Source organism: Streptomyces sp. PsTaAH-124, assembly GCF_000373685.1.
GTDB classification, from domain to species: Bacteria; Actinomycetota; Actinomycetes; order Streptomycetales; family Streptomycetaceae; genus Streptomyces; species Streptomyces andamanensis.
The window spans coordinates 1-19037 of record NZ_KB892180.1; the positions used below are offsets into that span (position 1 = coordinate 1).

Below are 19037 nucleotides of genomic sequence, written 5' to 3' on the forward strand. Positions count from 1 at the left end.
AAAGGAACCTCGTCCCGACCATGACGGCCGGAGACGGGGTATCAACATATCTGGCGTTGACTTTTGGCACGCTGTTGAGTTCTCAAGGAACGGACGCTTCCTTTGTACTCACCCTCTCGGGCTTTCCTCCGGGCGCTTCCCTTCGGTCTTGCGTTTCCGACTCTATCAGATCTTTTTCCGATCCGATTTCCTCGGTGCTTTCCAGGTTCCCGCTTCCGCGTTTCCCTTTCCGGCGGTTCCGACTCTATCAGATCTTTTCTCGACCTGACCCCCAGTCAGCGGGTTCCGTCTTCCCAGCCGTTGGGCCGTTCCGACGAGTGAGACTTTAGCGGATTCCGGGCTCCCGAGCGAATCGGGGGCCTGCGTTCTCGCGAACGCGGATTCCTCATTCCGTGAATACACATGACAATGCACGACGCCAGACAGACGTAAAACGACTGTCGCCGTGTAGTGATGAGTACGTGCGGAGTGGCTGCCCGGGGACCGACCGGAGTCGGCTCTCACGTCGGACAACTCGAAGTACCTTACGGATCCCCCAGCGGCGTGTCAACCCATGGCTGGGGCGGGCGGCGGAGGCGTACGCTGACGGGCATGACGACGCGTACGTACAACCAGCAGTGGTGGCCCGCCTGACGGCGGCCCTGCTCACGTACGCAGACAACGGCCGCCGCCTCGGCGGCCGTTCTCGTTTCCCCTCCAGGACTCCGGGGGCCGGCCCGCAGGGACGGCGGCCTCGACCGGAGAGGGAACAGAGATGACAAGGGTCTTCAGCGGGGTCAAGCCGACCGGGCATCTGACGCTCGGGAACTACCTGGGCGCCCTGCGGCAGTGGGCCGAGACCGACCAGCACCGGGCGGACTCCCTGTTCTGCGTGGTGGACCTGCACGCCCTGACCGTGGACCACGACCCCGCCCGGGTGCGCAGACTCAGCAGGCAGGCGGCGACGCTGCTGCTGGCGGCCGGACTCGATCCCGAGCGGTGCACGGTGTTCGTGCAGAGCCATGTGGACGAGCACGCCCGGCTGTCCTATCTGCTGGAATGCGTGGCCACCGACGGCGAGATGCGCCGGATGATCCAGTACAAGGAGAAGTCCGCGCGCGAGCAGGTGCGCGGCGGCAGCGTCCGGCTCTCCCTGCTGACGTATCCCGCGCTGATGGCGGCGGACATCCTCGCGTACGACACGGACGAGGTGCCGGTCGGCGACGACCAGACGCAGCACGTGGAGCTGGCCCGGGACCTGGCGGTGCGGTTCAACCACCGGTACGGGCAGACGTTCACGGTGCCGAAGGCGACGTCGCCGAAGGTGGCGGCGCGGGTGATGAACCTCCAGGACCCGGTGTCGAAGATGGGGAAGTCCGACGACACCGGACCGGGCATCGTCTATCTGCTGGACGAGCCGGAGGCCGTGCGGAAGAAGGTCATGCGCGCGGTGACCGACAGCGGTCAGGACGTCGTCCACGACCGGGCGACGCGGCCCGGCGTCACCAACCTGCTGGAGATCCTGGCCGCCTGCGCGGGCGGGGACCCGGAGGACCTGGCCGCGTCGTACTCGTCGTACGGCGCGCTGAAGAAGGACACCGCGGAGGCCGTGGTGGAGGTGCTCAGGCCGGTGCAGGAGCGGCACCGGGAGCTGTGCGCCGATCCCGGGTACCTGGAGCAGGTGCTGCGGACGGGCGCGGAGAAGGCCCGGACGATGGCGCGGCCGACGGTCGACGCGGCGTACCGGGCCATCGGGCTGCTGCCCGCCTGACAGCGGGCAGGCGGCGGGCGGCGGGTCAGCTGTTGCCGGAGGCCAGTTCGCGGCTGCGGTCGCGGGCGGCCTCCAGCGCGGCGATCAGCGCGGCCCGCACCCCGTGGTTCTCCAGCTCGCGGATGGCGTTGATCGTCGTCCCGGCCGGCGAAGTGACGTTCTCGCGGAGTTTCACGGGGTGCTCGCCGCTGTCGCGGAGCATCACGGCGGCGCCGATGGCGGACTGCACGATCAGCTCGTGCGCCTTGTCGCGGGGCAGGCCGAGCAGGATGCCCGCGTCGGTCATGGCCTCGACCAGGTAGAAGAAGTACGCCGGACCCGAACCGGAGAGCGCGGTGCAGGCGTCCTGCTGGGACTCGGGGACGCGGAGCGTCTTGCCGACGGCGCCGAAGATCTCCTCGGCGTGGCTGAGGTGCCCGGCGGTGGCGTGGGTGCCGGCGGAGATGACGGACATGGCCTCGTCCACCAGGGCCGGGGTGTTCGTCATGACGCGCACGACCGGGGTGCCCGGGGCCAGCCGCTCCTCGAAGAAGGAGGTGGGGATGCCGGCCGCGCCGCTGATGACCAGCCGGCCCGCGGGCAGGTGCGGGGCGAGTTCGTCGAGCAGGGTGCCCATGTCCTGCGGCTTGACCGTGAGGATCAGGGTGTCGGCGGTCTTCGCCGCCTCGGCGTTGGTGACCGGGGTGACGCCGTGGCGGGCACGGAGTTCCTCGGCGCGCTCGGGACGGCGGGCGGTGACCAGGAGGTCGGCGGGCGCCCAGCCGGCCCGGATCATTCCGCTGAGCAGGGCTTCGCCGATCTTGCCGGTGCCGAGGACTGCGACTTTCTGGCTCATGGGCCTCATCCTCGCACCGGCGGTCCGGGATACGGGGTGTTGTCCGGCTGGCGGGACATGTGCCCGGGGGCGGCGGTGCGGCCGGGTGCGCGGGCGGGTCAGTCGTTGGCGGCGACCAGGAGGAGGACGTCGTAGGTCTCCTCGACGACGCCGTCCGGGAAGACCTCCAGCAGATGGGCGCGCTCCCGGGCGAAGAAGTCGGCCCGGCGCTCCTCGGGGCAGACGAGGAAGAAGGAGTGGCTGCCGATGTTGGCGAGGTGGGTGTCGAGCGGGACGCGGCGGCTCCAGCGCACCGCGCGGCGGGTGAAGCGGAGGCGGCCGGTGGGGTCGGCCAGTTCGGTGCGGGCGGCGCGCTGCTTCTCGGCGGGGATGTCGACGCCGAAGAACCGGCCGGTGCGGCGGCCGGCCTCCGCTATCCAGTCGATGTCGAGGGCGTCGGTGTTCCACCACAGGACGAGGGAGCCGCCGGGGCGCAGGACGCGCAGCGCTTCGGGGACCGAGCGGGCCGGGTCGGTCCAGTGCCAGGCCTGGGCGTAGGTGATCAGGTCGGCCGAGGCGTCGGCCAGCGGCAGGGCGTTGCCGTTGCCGCGCACGATCGGGATGCCGGGGTGGCCGGCGCGGAACTGGGCGGCCATGCCGTCACCGGGTTCGACGGCCAGGACCTGGGCGCCGCGCTCGTGCAGCAGGGCCGTCGAGATGCCCGTACCGGCGCCGACGTCGGCGACGCGCGCCCCGGCGAGCGGGCGGCCGGCGAGTTCCTCGACCGTGTCGAACAGGGCCGGCGGGTAGGAGGGGCGGTTGGCCGCGTACTGGGCGGCGGCCGCGTCGAAGGAGCGGGCGCGGACGGCGTGGGCGGCGGGGTCCGGGGCGGGCGGCGGAGAGACGGTCATGGACCCATGGTCGTCCAGGCGGTCGCCGGGCGGGCGGGATTTTCCCGGTGGTTTGCGCGGGGCGCGCGCCGCGCCGGGCAGGGGCCGTACGGGTCGGGCGGGCGCCGGGGTTCGCGGGGTGGCGGCGGGCGGGTGCCGCCGGTCAGTCGCGGCGGCGCTTCTTCTTCGAGGGGTTGCCCGTGCGCCGGGTGCTGCGGCGCTCGTACTGCTCGCGGGCCTGCTCGTACTCCTTGCGGTGCAGGCCCTCGCCGGGTGCCTCGGTCAGGGAGCGGAAGAAGTACGCGAGGAGGGAGCCGACGAAGCCGATGGCGAGCAGGCCGCGCAGGGAGGACTGGCGCTCGGGGTCGGGACGGGTGCTGAAGCCGCCCCAGGTGTGGCCGAAGGCGAGCGCGCTGCACACGGCGAACATGATGACGACCAGCAGGCTGACGAAGGCGCCCGAGTCCGCGATCTGGATGCCCTCGTAGGCGAAGCGGAGCACGAAGCAGGCCGCTGCCGCCGCCAGCAGCGAACCGGCGGCGACCCCGGCGCGGCGCAGCGCGTAGCCGTTGTCGTGGTGCACCCAGGTCGTGCCGAAGAAGCGCAGGGGCTCGGGGCGCGGCCCGGCGGTGCCGGTGGCCGTGGGGCCCGCGGGGGTGTCCGGGGTGCCGTTCTCGTCGCTCACCCGACGATTATGGCGCCCCGGGGGCCGCGGGCCCCGGGCGGGCTCAGGAGCAGCGCGGGGCGATGTAGCCGTCGGCGCCGGTGTAGATGTAGGCGTCGGAGACGAACTCGCCGTTGTCGATGTTGTCCCAGATGCCCGACGTCCCGTACGGGCCCGAGACCTTGGTGCCGGGCGACTGGCAGTACACCGGGACCTTGGCGCCGACCGGCAGGGTGCGCACGACCGGGTATCCGGTGCCGGGGCCGCTGCGGACGTTCAGGGCGACGCCGGGTGCGACGGAGTAGTAGCGCAGGGCGGCGGCGTGGGCCGTGATCTGCTGCTCCTTGTCCTCGCCTGCGGCTGTGCCGGTTCCGCCGGCCGTCTCCTCGGCATGGTCGACCGTCATGAAAGGACCTCCCCCGTCGTGCCCCGCGGCATGAGCGCCGCGGAGGTGTTCGTTCCCCTGGGCCGCGCGGTGGGACAGGTGTGCGCGACTCGCACGCGAACGCTAGCAAGCCGCCTCAGTCCCGTTCGAGTCATCGACTAGGGTCGGTGCGTCGCGCGCGCGGACGAACAGCACGGGGGTGGTCCATGTCGCCACAGCGCAACATCGGAGCGGGCGCGGAAGCGGAACTTCCGGAATATGCCGGGCACTACCGGCTCGAAGCGCGTCTGGGCTCCGGTGGCATGGGGGTGGTGCACCTGGCCCGGAGCACCTCGGGGCTGCGGCTCGCGGTGAAGGTGGTGCACGCGGAGTTCGCCCGGGATCCGGAGTTCAGGGGGCGTTTCCGGCAGGAGGTGGCGGCGGCCCGCCGGGTCAGCGGTGCCTTCACCGCGTCGGTCGTGGACGCCGATCCGGAGGCCGGGCGGCCCTGGATGGCGACCTTGTTCATTCCGGGTCCCACGCTCGCCGAGGAGGTCAAGCGGAACGGACCGATGGCTCCGGCGCGGTTGCGCAGGCTGACGGCCGGGCTCGCCGAGGCGCTGCGCGACATCCACCGGGTGGGGGTCGTGCACCGCGATCTCAAGCCGAGCAACGTACTGCTCGCCGAGGACGGCCCGAAGGTCATCGACTTCGGTATCTCGCGTCCCAAGGACAGCGAACTGCGGACCGAGACCGGCAAGTTGATCGGTACGCCGCCGTTCATGGCGCCCGAGCAGTTCCGGCGCCCGCGCGAGGTGGGACCGGCCGCCGACATCTTCACGCTCGGGTCGGTGCTGGTGCACGCGGCGACGGGCCGCGGTCCCTTCGACTCCGACAGCCCGTACGTGGTGGCGTACCAGGTGGTGCACGACGAGCCGGATCTGACCGGTGTGCCGGAGGATCTGGCCCCGCTGATCCGGCGTTGCCTGGCCAAGGAACCGGAGGACCGGCCGACCCCGGACGAGCTGATGCGCGAGCTGCGGTCGGTGGCGGCCTCGTACGACACGCAGTTGTTCGTGCCGGGGCAGCGGGCGGGCGCGCAGGGTGCCGCCGGGCCGGAGCGGGAGCCGGAATCGGAGCCGGGATCGGCAATGGGTCCCGCGCCGGACTCCGTGCCGCACCCCGCACCGGCGGCGGATCAGGCCGGGGCCGGGCCCGCGGACGGCGCCGCCGGGAAGCCGGTGCGGCGCCCCGGACGGTGGCCGGGCCGGTGGATGGGCAGGCGGCTGGCGCTGGTGGCGGGGGTGTGCGTCCTGGTCGTGGGCTCCACGCTGACGGCGGTGGAGCTGCTGGGCGGCGGCAAGGAGGCCGCGCACGGGAGTGACGCGCCGCGCACCGCCTCGGCGGCGTTCGCCGGGTGGCAGGCGCGGCCGGTGGCGCAGGGCGGCGGTGTGCCGCACTGCGTGTCCGCGGCCGGGCGGGTGGTGTGCGCGGAGCCGGGGCTGGTGTTCGCGCTCGCCCCGGCGGACGGCACGGTGCTGTGGCGGCGCCCGGCCGCGGCCGCGCCGGTCACCGGCGCTCCGGTGGTGGCGGGCCGTCTGGTGGTGGCGCCGGCCGGCCGGGACGGGGTGCTGCGGGCGCTGGACCCGGCCACGGGCGAGGTGCGCTGGCAGCGGGACGCGTCGGCGTACCGGGGGATGCGGTTCGCCGGGGACACGCTGCTGCTGACCGCCGCGGACGGCACGGTGACCGGGGTGGACGCCGGTTCCGGCGCGGTCCGGTGGAGCAGGCGGGTGCCCGGCCTCGGCCTGCCGTCCTTCATCTCGTTCGCCGGGGATCCGCTGGCGTACGCGACGGGTCCGGGCGACGGCGGGAAGGGCACGCGGGTGACGGCGGTCGACCCCCGTACGGGCGCCGTGCGCTGGCAGGCTCGGCTGGCGGGGACGCTGCGGCCGTTCGGCTCCTCGGGCGGTTCCCTGTTCCTCCAGTCGGTCGACGGGGTCTACGGCGACACGCGCGCGGTGGTCCGCTACTCCCCCGGTGCGGGCGCGACGCGCGAGGTGGCGCTGTCGGTCCCGCTCCAGCAGGCGCACGCCACGGTGCGCGGGGACGTGGTCCACCTGCTGTCCGCGGGCGGTTCGCTGGTGGCCGTCGATCTGGCGGCCGGGCGGCAGCTGTGGTCCCTGGAGACATCGGTGAGCCGGGGTTCGGCGCCGGTCGCGGACGCGCGGCATGTGTACGTGCTGTCGTCGGACGGGCGGCTGCTGGCCGTGGACGCGCGCAGCGGCGCGCTGGTCGGCCAGACACCGGCGCGGCTCGGCGCGGGCGGGGACCGGGTGGCCTCCTCGGTCCCGGATCCGGTGCCGGTGGCCGGGCATGTGTGCGGGGGCGCGCCGGACGGCACGGTCTTCGCGGTGGACGCGCGGGATCCGTCCGCCTGGTGACGTCCGTACGCCCCGGGGGTCCGCCGACGGCGCGCGGCCTCCCGGCGGCATGCGCGAGGGGCCGCCCCGGACGGGACGGCCCCTCGGTGTGTTCCGCGGGTCAGCCGAGCTTCGAGACGTCCCGGACGGCGCCCTTGTCGGCGCTGGTGGCCATCGCGGCGTAGGCGCGCAGGGCGGCCGTGACCTTGCGGTCGCGGTTCTTCGGGGCGTACACCCCGCCGAGGGCCTGCTCGCGGCGGGCCAGCTCCGCGTCGTCCACCAGGAGTTCGACGGAGCGGTTCGGGATGTCGATGCGGATGCGGTCGCCGTCCTCGACCAGCGCGATGGTGCCGCCGGAGGCCGCCTCGGGGGAGGCGTGTCCGATGGACAGGCCCGAGGTGCCGCCGGAGAAGCGGCCGTCGGTGATGAGCGCGCAGACCTTGCCCAGACCGCGGCCCTTCAGGTACGAGGTCGGGTAGAGCATCTCCTGCATGCCGGGGCCGCCCTTGGGACCCTCGTAGCGGATGACGACGACGTCACCGGCCGTGATCCGCTGGGTGAGGATCTTCTCGACGGCCTCCTCCTGCGACTCGCAGACGACGGCCGGGCCCTCGAAGGTCCAGATGGACTCGTCGACGCCCGCGGTCTTGACCACGCAGCCGTCCACGGCGAGGTTGCCGCGCAGGACCGCGAGGCCGCCGTCCTTGGAGTAGGCGTGCTCGGCGGAGCGGATGCAGCCGCCCTCGGCGTCGGTGTCCAGCGCCTCCCAGCGCTCGGACTGGGAGAACGCCTCGCTGGAGCGGACGCAGCCGGGCGCCGCGTGCCACAGCTCGACGGCCTCGGGCGAGGGGGAGCCGCCGCGCACGTCCCAGGTCTTGAGCCAGTCCGCCAGGGAGGGGCTGTGCACGGCGTGCACGTCCTCGTTGAGCAGTCCGGCCCGGTGCAGCTCGCCGAGCAGGGCGGGGATGCCACCGGCGCGGTGCACGTCCTCCATGTAGTACGTGCGGTCCTTGGCGACGTTCGGGGCGACCTTGGCCAGGCAGGGGACGCGGCGGGAGACGGCGTCGATCTGCTCCAGGCCGAACTCGACGCCCGCCTCCTGTGCGGCGGCCAGCAGGTGCAGGATCGTGTTGGTGGAGCCGCCCATGGCGATGTCGAGGGCCATGGCGTTCTCGAAGGCCGCGAAGGTGGCGACGTTGCGCGGCAGGACCGTCTCGTCGTCCTGGTCGTAGTAGCGGCGGGTGATGTCCATGACCGTGCGGGCCGCGTCCTCGTACAGGGCGCGGCGGGCGGTGTGGGTGGCCAGGACCGAGCCGTTGCCCGGCAGGGAGAGGCCGATGGCCTCGGTCAGGCAGTTCATCGAGTTGGCGGTGAACATGCCGGAACAGCTGCCGCAGGTCGGACAGGCGTTCTCCTCGATACGGAGGATGTCCTCGTCGGAGATCTTGTCGTTGGCGGCGTCGGCGATGGCGTCGATCAGGTCGAGGGTGCGCACGGTGCCGTCGACCAGGGTGGCCCGCCCGGCCTCCATGGGGCCGCCGGAGACGAAGACCGTCGGGATGTTCAGCCGCAGCGCGGCCATCAGCATGCCCGGGGTGATCTTGTCGCAGTTGGAGATGCAGACCAGGGCGTCGGCGCAGTGCGCCTCGACCATGTACTCGACGCTGTCGGCGATCAGGTCGCGCGAGGGCAGCGAGTACAGCATGCCGCCGTGGCCCATGGCGATGCCGTCGTCGACGGCGATGGTGTTGAACTCGCGCGGGATGCCGCCGGCCTCGCGGACCGCCTCGCCGACGATCCGGCCGACCGGGGCCAGGTGGGTGTGGCCGGGCACGAACTCGGTGAAGCTGTTGGCGATGGCGATGATCGGCTTCCGGCCGATGTCCGCACCGGGTACACCGGAGGCGCGCATAAGGGCGCGGGCGCCCGCCATGTTGCGGCCGTGGGTGACTGTGCGGGACCTCAGCTCGGGCATCGTCGCTCGCTCCTTCAAAGGGTTCTGCCGCTGGTGGCGCCGGTGCGTCCGGATGCCTGCGGCGGACAGAGTTCTGACTCCGTCGAGCGTACGCCGGTCATCCACGGGGCGGGACGCCCTGTCCGGAATACGGGACGGCCGTCTCGGGCCGGTGCCCGGCCGGGGGTGCGGCGGGGGGGGCGTCAGCGCCCGCGCAGCCGCGCCGACGAGGCCAGGTGCAGGCGGGTGAAGGCCAGGGCCTCGGCGAGATCGGCCTCACGTTCGGCGCCGGACATCGCGCGGCGGGTGTTGACCTCGATCACCACATGGCCGTCGAAACCGGATCCGGCGAGGCGTTCCAGCAGCGCCGCGCAGGGCTGTCCGCCGCGGCCCGGCACCAGGTGCTCGTCCTTGGCCGAGCCCTTGCCGTCGGCGAGGTGGACGTGGCCGAGGCGGTCGCCCATGCGGTCCACCATGGCGAGGGCGTCGGTGCGGGCCGTCGCCGCGTGGCTGAGGTCGATCGTGAAGTGGCGGTAGTCGTCCTTGGTGACGTCCCAGTCGGGCGCGTAGGCGAGCATCTCGCGGTCGCGGTAGCGCCAGGGGTACATGTTCTCCACCGCGAAGCGCACGTCCGTCTCGTCCGCCATCCGCCAGATCCCCGAGACGAAGTCACGGGCGTACTGGCGCTGCCAGCGGAACGGCGGGTGCACGACGACGGTGCTCGCCCCGAGCCGCTCGGCCGCCGACCGGGCGCGCTGGAGCTTGACCCAGGGATCGGTGGACCACACCCGCTGGGTGATCAGCAGACAGGGGGCGTGCACGGCCAGGATCGGTATGCCGTGGTGGTCGCTGAGGCGGCGCAGCGCGTCGATGTCCTGGCTGACCGGGTCGGTCCACACCATGACCTCGACGCCGTCGTAGCCGAGGCGCGCGGCGATCTCGAAGGCCGTCGCCGTCGACTCCGGGTACACGGAGGCCGTCGACAGGGCGACCTTCGCATCCGGGATGCGCACGACGGGTTCCACCACGAGGGACAGGTTACGGGGTGGCGAGGGCGCTCCAGGGCCCGCGCCCGCCCGTCGTGGCCGGTCTCACGTCCCGCCCGCGTACGCCCCACGCCCGCGCCGCGATTGCGGCTAGGCCGTTCCCATGTGGTCCAGGCGCCGCAGGATGACTCCCTCGCGCAGGGCCCAGGGGCAGATCTCCAGCCGCTCCACGCCGAAGAGGTCCATCACGGCCTCGGCGACCAGGGCACCGGCGAGCAGCTGGCCCGCGCGGTCCTCCGAGACGCCCGGCAGCTCGGCGCGCTCACCGGCCGTCATCGCGGCCAGCCGCGGCACCCATGCCTCAAGGGACTCGCGCTTCAGCTCGCGCTGCACGTACAGGCCCTCGGCGGAACGGGCGGCCCCGGCGATCCGGGCCAGCTGCCGGAACGTCTTGGAGGTGGCGACCACGTGGTCCGGGGCGCCGAAGCGGCTGAACTCGCCGACCGTCCGCGCTATCTCCGCACGGACATGGCGGCGCAGCGCCCGGACGGCCTCCGGGTCCGGCGGGTCGCCGGGCAGCCAGCCGGCGGTGAGCCGGCCCGCGCCGAGCGGCAGCGAGACGGCGGCGTCGGGCTCCTCGTCGATGCCGAAGGCGATCTCCAGGGAGCCGCCGCCGATGTCCAGGACCAGCAGCTTGCCCGCCGACCAGCCGAACCAGCGGCGGGCGGCGAGGAAGGTGAGCCGGGCCTCCTCGGCGCCGCTGAGCACCTGGAGCCGTACGCCCGTCTCGGCCTGCACGCGCGCGAGGACGTCGTCGGCGTTGTTCGACTCGCGCACCGCCGACGTCGCGAACGGCAGCAGATCCTCCACGCCCTTGTCCTCGGCGGCCTGGAGCGCGTCCCTGACCACGGCCACCAGCCGCTCCACGCCCTCGGCCCCGATCGCGCCGCCCTCGTCGAGCAGCTGGGCCAGGCGCAGCTCCACCTTGTGCGAGTGCGCGGGCAGCGGGCGCGCGCCCGGGTGCGCGTCGACCACCAGCAGATGCACCGTGTTCGAACCCACGTCGAGGACACCGAGTCTCATGTACGGAAACGCTACTGCCATCGGGCGCGTGCTCCGGCCCTGACCCGGATTCCCGGCACCGTGCGGAGCGCGCCCGGTGGGGGCCGGAGGCGGCGGCTCCGGGCGCCCGGACGCGGCGGCCCCGGGTGCGGGGCCGGGCGACTTACCCTGGACGCGTGCCAAAGACGAAAAAGGCGAAGACCGGTGCCCCGGCGGGCCCGCAGCCGGACGAGAAGGGACTGGACTTCGCGCGCGCGTGGGTGGAGTTCCCGGACCCGGCGGACGACGAGCAGGTCTTCCGCTGCGATCTGACCTGGCTGACCTCCCGCTGGAACTGCATCTTCGGCAGCGGCTGCCAGGGCATCCAGGAGGGCCGCGCCGAGGACGGCTGCTGCACGCTGGGCGCGCACTTCTCCGACGAGGAGGACGAGCAGCGGGTCGCGGGGCACGTGGCCCGGCTCACCCCGGACATCTGGCAGAACCACGCCGAGGGCACGGAGAACGGCTGGGTGTCCGAGGACGAGGAGGGCTCCCGGCAGACCCGTCCCTTCCAGGGCTCGTGCATCTTCCAGAACCGGCGCGGATTCTCCGGCGGCATGGGCTGCTCGCTGCACATCCTGGCGCTCAGGGAGGGCCGCGAGCCGCTGGAGACCAAGCCGGACGTGTGCTGGCAGCTGCCGGTCCGGCGGACCTTCGAGTGGATCGACCGCCCGGACGACACACGCGTGCTCCAGGTGTCGATCGGCGAGTACGACCGCAGGGGCTGGGGTCCGGGCGGCCACGACCTGCACTGGTGGTGCACCTCGGCCACGTCGGCGCACGGCGCGGGCGACCCCGTCTACGTCTCCTACCGGGCCGAGCTGACCGAGCTGATGGGCAAGAAGGGCTACGACCGGCTGGTCGAGCTGTGCGAGGAGCGGCTCGCCTCGCGGCTGCCGCTGCTGGCCGCGCACCCGGCGGACCGCCGGGACTGAGCCGGGACCGAGCCGGGACGCGACCGGCAGGGGCCCCACCCCGTCCGGGGCGGGGTCTCCTCCGGAGATCCGTCGCCCTTGTGGTGCTCAGCCGCCCTTCGGGCCCGGTGTGCCGTCGTCGCCGGTGGGCGCGGGCGAGTCTCCCGGGTCGGACGGGGACGATCCGGTGGGCGGCGGGGTGGAGGGGCCCGACGAGGGCGGATCGGTCGTGGGCGGGCCCGAGGGGTCCGCGGTGCCCGTGGGATCCGGTGTGGGGCTGTGCGTGCCGTCGCCCGGTGCCGGGCCCGCGGTGCGGGTCGGCCGGGGGACGGTCGGGCTCGGGGCCCGGCCGTGGCCGGAGATGAAGACCACCGCTCCCGCCGGGGTGATCTCCACGCGCGCGCTCCAGGGCCCGGAGGGCTCGCGCAGATGGTCGACGTACACCTTGACCGTGATCGACGCGCCCGGCTCCAGCGTCCCCGAGGAGCGGCTGAAGTACAGCCAGGACGCCTGCGTGGACACGATCCAGCGGACCGGCTCCGGGCCGGAGGCGGTGAGCGTGACGAGGGTCGTGTCGGCGGTGCCCGAGGCGGCGGTCACGGTCAGCGTGCCGTTCGCGCCCTGGGCGTCGCCCGCGCCCGCGTCGCCCAGCACCTCCACCGAGACGTCGGGCCCCGCGCCGCCGGACGGGCCGCCGGGGCGCGTCCGGGCGCTGCCGGTGTTCTCGTAGCCGCCGGTGTCCTCCCCGGCCAGGGCACCGGAGTCGTGCCCCTCGCGCGCGGTGGCGGACGGGCCGCCATGGCCCTCGCCGGTCGGGGTGCCCCGGTAGGCCGCCCACAGGGCCAGCACCGGCGCGGCCACCACGGTGGCGACGACCGTCGTCGTGACCGCACGCGCGCGCAGGCGCTCCCTGCGGGCCGCGCGGTCCTTGGGGTCCATCGGGAATCCGCGCCGGTCCAGGCGCGGCGCGGCACCCCGCGCGCGCGAGTGGTGCGCCATGGCCAGGCCCAGGTCCGTACGGGGCGCGGCCAGCACGGGCAGCGCGGCCGGGGTGACGCTGGCGCCGGGCCAGCGCGCGGGGTGCGCGCGCTCGGCGGTGCGGCGGCAGCGCGGGCAGTCGTCGACGTGCCGGACGAGTTCGCGGCGCAGGGCCGTGCCGAGGACGAGCCTGCCGTCGCCGGTGAGCGCGGCGACGCCGGGACAGCCGCCGGCCTCGGCGACGGCGAGCGCCGCGCGGGTGCGCTCCACCTCGCAGGCCGCGGCGGCGAGCAGTTCGCGGGCGGCGGCGGTGCTCAGACCGAGCACGGCGGCGGTCTCGTGGCCGCTCAGGTGGTGGCGCACGGCCAGCTCCAGCGCCTCGCGCTGCTCCGGGGTGGTGCCGGCCGCCTCCGGCCAGGCCAGCAGGGCCAGTTCACGGCGCCGCCGCTCCTGGACGTCCGCCGGGACCGGCACCGCCGCGGACCACCCGGGGCGGTGCCGGGAACCGCCGGGGCGGCCCGCGGCATGGCCCGCCCGGCGTCTGAGCCGGGCCTCGGCCAGCTCCCGCAGACAGGCCCAGCGGGCCAGCGCGTACAGCCACGCCCGGTACTCGGCCGGATCCTGCGGCAGGCGCGGCGCGCGCCGCTCGGCGAAGGCCAGCGCGTCCCCCAGCGCGGCGGTCGCCGCGTCGTGGTCGCACAGCACGGACAGGCAGTAGGTGAACAGGCCGTCGAGGTGGGGGTCGTAGGCGGCGGGCGGGTGCTGCGCCAGGGTGCGCGCGGCAGCGCGGTCGCGCGCCTCGCGCGCCTCGCGGTCCGCCCGGTGCTCACCGGTCGTACGGTTCGTACGGGTCGAGGTCTCCGGACTGCTGCTCATCACCTGTGCGACCGTAGGCGGCGGAGGTTCGTCCGTTCTTCCCTGTTGCGCACTTTTAATCCGTACGGGTGAAACGATCCCTCATACGGGGACGGGCACCGGCGGCTCCTCCCTTCGGGCGCGCGTGTTCGATGCCGTTCGAGCCGGTGGCCGTGCGGGCGTCGGCGCTGTCAGTGGCTGCGGCTACGGTCTTACGCATGGCTGCCCGTACGAAGACCACCAAGGACCGTCCGTCCTACCGCTGCACCGAGTGCGGCTGGCAGACGGCGAAGTGGCTCGGCCGCTGCCCCGAGTGCCAGGCATGGGGCACGGTCGAGGAGTACGGCACGCCCGCGGTGCGGACGACCACACCGGGCCGGGTCACCACCTCCGCCCTGCCCATCGGCCAGGTCGACGGGCGGCAGGCGACGGCCCGCACCACCGGCGTGCCCGAGCTGGACCGGGTGCTGGGCGGCGGTCTGGTGCCCGGCGCCGTGGTCCTGCTCGCCGGTGAGCCCGGCGTCGGCAAGTCCACGCTGCTGCTGGACGTGGCCGCCAAGGCGGCGAGCGACGAGCACCGCACGCTGTACGTCACGGGCGAGGAGTCGGCGAGCCAGGTGCGGCTGCGCGCCGACCGCATCGGCGCCCTGGACGACCATCTCTATCTGGCCGCCGAGACCGATCTGGCCGCCGTCCTCGGGCACTTGGACGCGGTGAAGCCCTCGCTGCTGATCATGGACTCGGTGCAGACGGTGGCCTCCCCCGAGATCGACGGCGCCCCCGGCGGCATGGCGCAGGTCCGCGAGGTGGCCGGGGCGCTGATCCGCGCCTCCAAGGAGCGCGGCATGTCCACCCTGCTGGTCGGCCATGTCACCAAGGACGGCGCGATCGCCGGTCCGCGCCTGCTGGAGCACCTGGTGGACGTGGTGCTGCACTTCGAGGGCGACCGGCACGCGCGCCTGCGCCTGGTGCGCGGCGTCAAGAACCGCTACGGCGCGACCGACGAGGTCGGCTGCTTCGAGCTGCACGACGAGGGCATCACCGGCCTCGCCGACCCCAGCGGCCTGTTCCTGACCCGCCGCGCCGAACCGGTGCCCGGCACCTGTCTGACCGTCACCCTGGAGGGCCGCCGCCCGCTGGTCGCCGAGGTCCAGGCGCTCACCGTGGACTCCCAGATCCCCTCGCCGCGGCGCACCACGTCGGGCCTGGAGACCTCCCGGGTGTCGATGATGCTGGCCGTGCTGGAGCAGCGCGGGAGGATCAGCGCGCTGGGCAAGCGGGACATCTACTCGGCGACGGTCGGCGGCGTGAAGCTGTCCGAGCCCGCCGCCGACCTCGCCATCGCGCTCGCGCTGGCCTCGGCCGCGAGCGACACCCCGCTGCCGAAGAACCTGGTCGCGATCGGCGAGGTGGGCCTCGCGGGCGAGGTCAGACGGGTCACGGGCGTGCAGCGCCGGCTCTCCGAGGCGCACCGCCTGGGCTTCACGCACGCGCTCGTACCGGGCGATCCGGGCAAGGTGCCGCCCGGGATGAAGGTCCTCGAAGTGGCCGACATGGGGGACGCGCTGCGGGTCCTGCCGCGCTCGCGTCGCCGAGAGGCCCCGCGGGAGCCGGAGGACCGCCGGTAGACTTTGCGCTGGTCCCGCCCGCCCGTCCGGCACGGCGTACGCGCCGAGTGCGGCGGCGGGGGCGCCCGAAGACCTGCGACCGGAGGAGTGCAGTGGCAGCCAACGACCGGGCAGCAGCTCCCGGAAAGTCCGGTGGGAGCTCCGGCGCCGATGGCCTGATGCGCGCTTCACTGAGCGCCGTGGCACCCGGCACGGCGCTGCGGGACGGACTCGAGCGGGTCCTGCGCGGCAACACCGGCGGTCTGATCGTGCTCGGCTCCGACAAGACCGTGGAGACGATGTGCACGGGCGGTTTCGTGCTGGACGTCGAGTTCACGGCGACCCGGCTGCGGGAGCTGTGCAAGCTGGACGGCGGCATCGTGCTGTCCTCGGACCTGTCGAAGATCCTGCGGGCGGGCGTGCAGCTCGTCCCGGACCCGACGATCCCCACCGAGGAGACCGGCACCCGGCACCGCACGGCGGACCGGGTCAGCAAGCAGGTCGGCTTCCCGGTGGTCTCGGTCTCCCAGTCGATGCGCCTGATCGCGCTGTACGTCGACGGGCAGCGCCGCGTCCTGGAGGACTCGGCGGCGATCCTCTCCCGCGCCAACCAGGCCCTGGCCACGCTGGAGCGCTACAAGCTGCGCCTGGACGAGGTCGCGGGCACCCTGTCGGCGCTGGAGATCGAGGACCTGGTCACGGTCCGGGACGTCTCCGCGGTCGCGCAGCGCCTGGAGATGGTCCGCCGTATCGCCACCGAGATCGCCGAGTACGTGGTGGAGCTGGGCACCGACGGCCGGCTGCTGGCCCTCCAGCTCGACGAGCTGATCGCGGGCGTGGAGCCCGAGCGCGAGCTGGTCGTCCGGGACTATGTGCCCGAGCCCACGGCCAAGCGCTCCCGTACGGTCGAGGAGGCCCTCGCCGAGCTGGACAAGCTCTCGCACGCGGAGCTGCTGGAGATGTCCACCGTCGCCCGCGCCCTCGGCTACACCGGTTCGCCCGAGACCCTGGACTCGGCGGTCTCCCCGCGCGGCTTCCGGCTGCTGGCCAAGGTCCCCCGGCTGCCCGGCGCCATCATCGACCGCCTGGTCGAGCACTTCGGCGGCCTCCAGAAGCTGCTCGCCGCGAGCGTCGACGACCTCCAGACGGTGGACGGCGTGGGCGAGGCCCGCGCCCGCAGCGTCCGCGAGGGGCTGTCGCGGCTGGCGGAGTCGTCGATCCTTGAGCGGTACGTCTAGGAGTCCTCGACGCGGGAGCCCTGGACGCGGGAGTCCTCGCGCAGCGGCCCCCGCGCGGCCGTCCTCGCGCGGCCGGGCCGGACCGGGCCGGGCGCCCGGCTCAGTCCGCCGACAGCACGAACGACGTCTGGAGCTTGCCGTAGCCCGGCACCTTCGCCTCCACCAGATACGTCTTGCCGAGGGCGGCGGTGCCGGACGGCGGGGTGGCGCACTGCGGGGCGCTCGGCCTGCGGTCCCAGCGCACGGTCGAGGTGATGCCGCTGCCGGCCGGGACCCGGTACAGCAGGCTGCCGGCCGTCTTCGGGCAGTCGGCCGAGGACCAGTAGCCGCCGTCGCCACCGGCCTGGCCGACCGTCAGGACCGCTGTCCTCGGGCCGAGATCGACCTTGCAGTCGCTGCCGGAGGCGTTCTTCGCGATCAGTTCGAAGGCGGGCGTCTCGGTGGGCCCGTAGGAGTTGCGCACACTGCGCAGGCTCAGCCTCACCGCGGAGGCGGTGCAGTCGGGGAGCGTGCTCCCGGCGGGCAGCACCGCGCCCGTACCGCCGCCCGTGAAGCCGCCCTTGCCGTCGTCGCCCGCGCCGCCCGTGGACGCGCCCGCGCCGGAACCCCCCGAGCCCGCGCCGCCCGCGCCGCCGCTGCCGCTGCCGCTGCCGCCCGACGACGCGCCGCTCCCGCCGGAGTCACCGCCGCCGGACTCGTCGCGCCCGCCGGGGTGTTGGCTGATCGCGGGGCCGGACTGGGACGGTCCCGGCTCGATGGCCGAGGGGGTGGGGTTCTTGCCGCCTGCCGCGCCCCCGGCGTCCTTGCGGCCCCCGCCTCCGCCGCCCGAGGTGACGATCCAGATGACCAGCAGGGCCAACAGGGCGGCCAGGGACACCAGGACGACCCTCCGTCGCCAGTAGATGGAGGAGGGAAGCGGCCCGACCGGATTGCGCAGAGATCCCACGCCCCAACCCTACGAGAGATCCCGCGCTTCCCCCGACGCACCCGCCGCGCCGGACGCAACTTTTCCGGATCATCATTTCAACAACGCCCGTCCCGCAGGCCCGCCTTGCGGGTCCGGTGACCGCTCCGAGACGCACGGTGACGAAACGGTCCGCGCCGGTTCACCCGCCCGTGCGCCCCCGCGTGGCAGGATCGATGGCGACATGACTGCGCCCACACTGCCCCCACACAGCACCCCCTCCGCCCCGGCCCCCGCATCCGGGACCCCGACCGAGACCACGGCCGCCCCCACCGCCGGGACCGTCTCCGCGGCCGGCCCCGAGACCGGCCCCGAGTCCTCCGCCGCGGCCTCCTCGTCCGCCGGCGCCCCGCTCGGCGAGACCCTGCACACCCAGGTCATCACCTGGTTCGAGGGCAACGCCCGCGATCTGCCCTGGCGGCGCGCCGACGCCGGCGCCTGGGGCGTGATGGTCAGCGAGTTCATGCTCCAGCAGACCCCGGTGAGCCGGGTGCTGCCCGTCTACGAGCAGTGGCTGGAGCGCTGGCCGCGCCCCGCCGACCTCGCCAAGGAGGCGCCCGGCGAGGCGGTGCGCGCCTGGGGCCGGCTCGGCTACCCGCGCCGCGCGCTGCGCCTGCACGGCGCCGCGGTCGCCATAACGGAACGGCACGGCGGCGACGTACCCGCCGAGCACGCGCAGTTGCTGGCCCTGCCCGGCATCGGCGAGTACACGGCGGCGGCGGTCGCCTCCTTCGCGTACGGGCAGCGGCACGCCGTGCTGGACACCAACGTCCGCCGGGTGCTGGCCCGCGCCGTCACCGGGGTGCGCTACCCGCCGAACGCCACCACCGCCGCCGAACGGCGGCTGGCCCGCACCCTGCTGCCCGAGGACGAGCGCACCGCCGCCCGCTGGGCCGCCGCCTCCATGGAACTGGGCGCGCTGGTGTGCACGGCGAAGAACGAGTCGTGCCACCGCTGCCCGATCGCCGCGCACTGCGCCTGGCGGCAGGCGGGCAAGCCGGAGCACGAGGGGCCGCCGCGCCGGGGCCAGACGTACGCCGGGACGGACCGGCAGGTGCGCGGCAAGCTGCTCGCCGTGCTGCGCGAGGCCCGCACGCCGGTGCCGCAGGCGGCACTGGACCGGGTGTGGCACGAACCGGTGCAGCGGGCGCGGGCCCTGGACGGGCTCGTCGCGGACGGACTGGTCGAGCCCCTGGCGGGCGGCCTGTACCGGCTGCCGCTCACCTGACGGACCTCACCTGGCGGACCTCTCCCGACGGATCTCTCCTGACGGACCCCGCCTGACGGCCCGTCACCGCACAGCCGCGTCACAGCCTCAGGGGGCGCCGCGGGTCTCTGTGTCACAGACCCGCGCGCCGACCTGGGGGGCAAATCACCCCATATCCACGCCAACCGGCCTGGTTCTCTACCCCGTTACGTCGTCCGTTACACAACCGACGTACAGCCGCGCGCTTTCCGCAGGCTGCTTCGGACAACGCCGTGACAAGCCCTCCGTAGCTTCATCTTCGTGCCCGACAGGCACCGGGCGGCTGCCG

General features: G+C 74.0%; 15 protein-coding genes. 6 read left to right on the plus strand and 9 right to left on the minus strand.

The window, feature by feature from the left end:
• The first annotated feature begins 754 nt into the window (after positions 1 to 754).
• Positions 755 to 1750: a tryptophan--tRNA ligase gene (gene trpS, locus B086_RS0123235; protein ID WP_018568831.1), complete on the plus strand. Its 996-nt coding sequence runs from the start codon at positions 755 to 757 to the stop codon at positions 1748 to 1750.
• Between the two features lie 25 nt (positions 1751 to 1775).
• Here trpS and proC read toward each other — a convergent pair whose 3' ends face one another.
• The 4 genes from proC to B086_RS0123255 form a co-directional block, all read right to left on the minus strand.
• A complete protein-coding gene (gene proC, locus B086_RS0123240) occupies positions 1776 to 2585 on the minus strand; it encodes a pyrroline-5-carboxylate reductase (RefSeq protein WP_018568832.1) in 810 nt (269 codons plus the stop codon).
• 98 nt (positions 2586 to 2683) lie between these two features.
• Complete coding sequence (locus B086_RS0123245) at positions 2684 to 3475, minus strand: class I SAM-dependent methyltransferase (protein ID WP_018568833.1); 792 nt, start codon at positions 3473 to 3475, stop codon at positions 2684 to 2686.
• 142 nt (positions 3476 to 3617) lie between these two features.
• Positions 3618 to 4139: a hypothetical protein gene (locus tag B086_RS0123250; protein WP_018568834.1), complete on the minus strand. Its 522-nt coding sequence runs from the start codon at positions 4137 to 4139 to the stop codon at positions 3618 to 3620.
• Positions 4140 to 4182: 43 nt separating this feature from the next.
• Positions 4183 to 4524: an SH3 domain-containing protein gene (locus B086_RS0123255; protein WP_018568835.1), complete on the minus strand. Its 342-nt coding sequence runs from the start codon at positions 4522 to 4524 to the stop codon at positions 4183 to 4185.
• A gap of 185 nt (positions 4525 to 4709) precedes the next feature.
• On the opposite strand from B086_RS0123255, the gene B086_RS0123260 reads away from it, so the two are divergent.
• A complete protein-coding gene (locus B086_RS0123260) occupies positions 4710 to 6926 on the plus strand; it encodes a serine/threonine-protein kinase (RefSeq protein ID WP_026252688.1) in 2217 nt (738 codons plus the stop codon).
• Between the two features lie 100 nt (positions 6927 to 7026).
• Here B086_RS0123260 and ilvD read toward each other — a convergent pair whose 3' ends face one another.
• The 3 genes from ilvD to B086_RS0123275 all read right to left on the minus strand — a co-directional run bounded on the left by ilvD (position 7027) and on the right by B086_RS0123275 (position 10928).
• Complete coding sequence (gene ilvD, locus B086_RS0123265) at positions 7027 to 8880, minus strand: dihydroxy-acid dehydratase (protein ID WP_018568837.1); 1854 nt, start codon at positions 8878 to 8880, stop codon at positions 7027 to 7029.
• Between the two features lie 182 nt (positions 8881 to 9062).
• Positions 9063 to 9887, minus strand: a complete 825-nt coding sequence (locus tag B086_RS0123270; protein ID WP_018568838.1) for a sugar phosphate isomerase/epimerase family protein — start codon at positions 9885 to 9887, stop codon at positions 9063 to 9065.
• 108 nt (positions 9888 to 9995) lie between these two features.
• Complete coding sequence (locus B086_RS0123275) at positions 9996 to 10928, minus strand: Ppx/GppA phosphatase family protein (protein ID WP_018568839.1); 933 nt, start codon at positions 10926 to 10928, stop codon at positions 9996 to 9998.
• 155 nt (positions 10929 to 11083) lie between these two features.
• Between B086_RS0123275 and B086_RS0123280 the strand changes: the two genes are divergently transcribed.
• Positions 11084 to 11881 (plus strand): hypothetical protein, encoded by a 798-nt coding sequence (locus B086_RS0123280; protein ID WP_018568840.1) that lies wholly within the window; start codon positions 11084 to 11086, stop codon positions 11879 to 11881.
• Positions 11882 to 11968: 87 nt separating this feature from the next.
• Here B086_RS0123280 and B086_RS0123285 read toward each other — a convergent pair whose 3' ends face one another.
• On the minus strand, positions 11969 to 13714 hold the full coding sequence (locus tag B086_RS0123285) for a BACON domain-containing protein (RefSeq protein ID WP_018568841.1): 1746 nt from the start codon (positions 13712 to 13714) through the stop codon (positions 11969 to 11971).
• Positions 13715 to 13911: 197 nt separating this feature from the next.
• On the opposite strand from B086_RS0123285, the gene radA reads away from it, so the two are divergent.
• Both radA and disA read left to right on the plus strand, forming a co-directional pair.
• A complete protein-coding gene (gene radA, locus B086_RS0123290; RefSeq protein ID WP_018568842.1) occupies positions 13912 to 15321 on the plus strand; it encodes a DNA repair protein RadA in 1410 nt (469 codons plus the stop codon).
• 92 nt (positions 15322 to 15413) lie between these two features.
• On the plus strand, positions 15414 to 16538 hold the full coding sequence (disA, locus tag B086_RS0123295) for a DNA integrity scanning diadenylate cyclase DisA (protein WP_026252689.1): 1125 nt from the start codon (positions 15414 to 15416) through the stop codon (positions 16536 to 16538).
• Between the two features lie 100 nt (positions 16539 to 16638).
• On the opposite strand, the gene B086_RS0123300 is transcribed toward disA, so the two are convergent.
• Positions 16639 to 17484, minus strand: coding sequence for a hypothetical protein (locus B086_RS0123300; RefSeq protein WP_078531167.1), 846 nt, complete (start codon positions 17482 to 17484; stop codon positions 16639 to 16641).
• 202 nt (positions 17485 to 17686) lie between these two features.
• Here B086_RS0123300 and B086_RS0123305 point away from each other — a divergent pair, with 202 nt between their 5' ends.
• A complete protein-coding gene (locus B086_RS0123305) occupies positions 17687 to 18730 on the plus strand; it encodes an A/G-specific adenine glycosylase (protein WP_018568845.1) in 1044 nt (347 codons plus the stop codon).
• Positions 18731 to 19037: the final 307 nt, after the last annotated feature.

Bases quoted from the DNA above. Each gene is read 5' to 3' on its own strand.
- trpS (WP_018568831.1), top strand. From the start codon at position 755: ATGACAAGGGTCTTCAGCGGGGTCAAGCCGACCGGGCATCTGACGCTC.
- proC (WP_018568832.1), bottom strand. From the start codon at position 2,585: ATGAGCCAGAAAGTCGCAGTCCTCGGCACCGGCAAGATCGGCGAAGCC.
- B086_RS0123245 (WP_018568833.1), bottom strand. From the start codon at position 3,475: ATGACCGTCTCTCCGCCGCCCGCCCCGGACCCCGCCGCCCACGCCGTC.
- B086_RS0123255 (WP_018568835.1), bottom strand. From the start codon at position 4,524: ATGACGGTCGACCATGCCGAGGAGACGGCCGGCGGAACCGGCACAGCC.
- B086_RS0123260 (WP_026252688.1), top strand. From the start codon at position 4,710: ATGTCGCCACAGCGCAACATCGGAGCGGGCGCGGAAGCGGAACTTCCG.
- ilvD (WP_018568837.1), bottom strand. From the start codon at position 8,880: ATGCCCGAGCTGAGGTCCCGCACAGTCACCCACGGCCGCAACATGGCG.
- B086_RS0123275 (WP_018568839.1), bottom strand. From the start codon at position 10,928: ATGAGACTCGGTGTCCTCGACGTGGGTTCGAACACGGTGCATCTGCTG.
- B086_RS0123285 (WP_018568841.1), bottom strand. From the start codon at position 13,714: ATGAGCAGCAGTCCGGAGACCTCGACCCGTACGAACCGTACGACCGGT.
- radA (WP_018568842.1), top strand. From the start codon at position 13,912: ATGGCTGCCCGTACGAAGACCACCAAGGACCGTCCGTCCTACCGCTGC.
- B086_RS0123305 (WP_018568845.1), top strand. From the start codon at position 17,687: ATGACTGCGCCCACACTGCCCCCACACAGCACCCCCTCCGCCCCGGCC.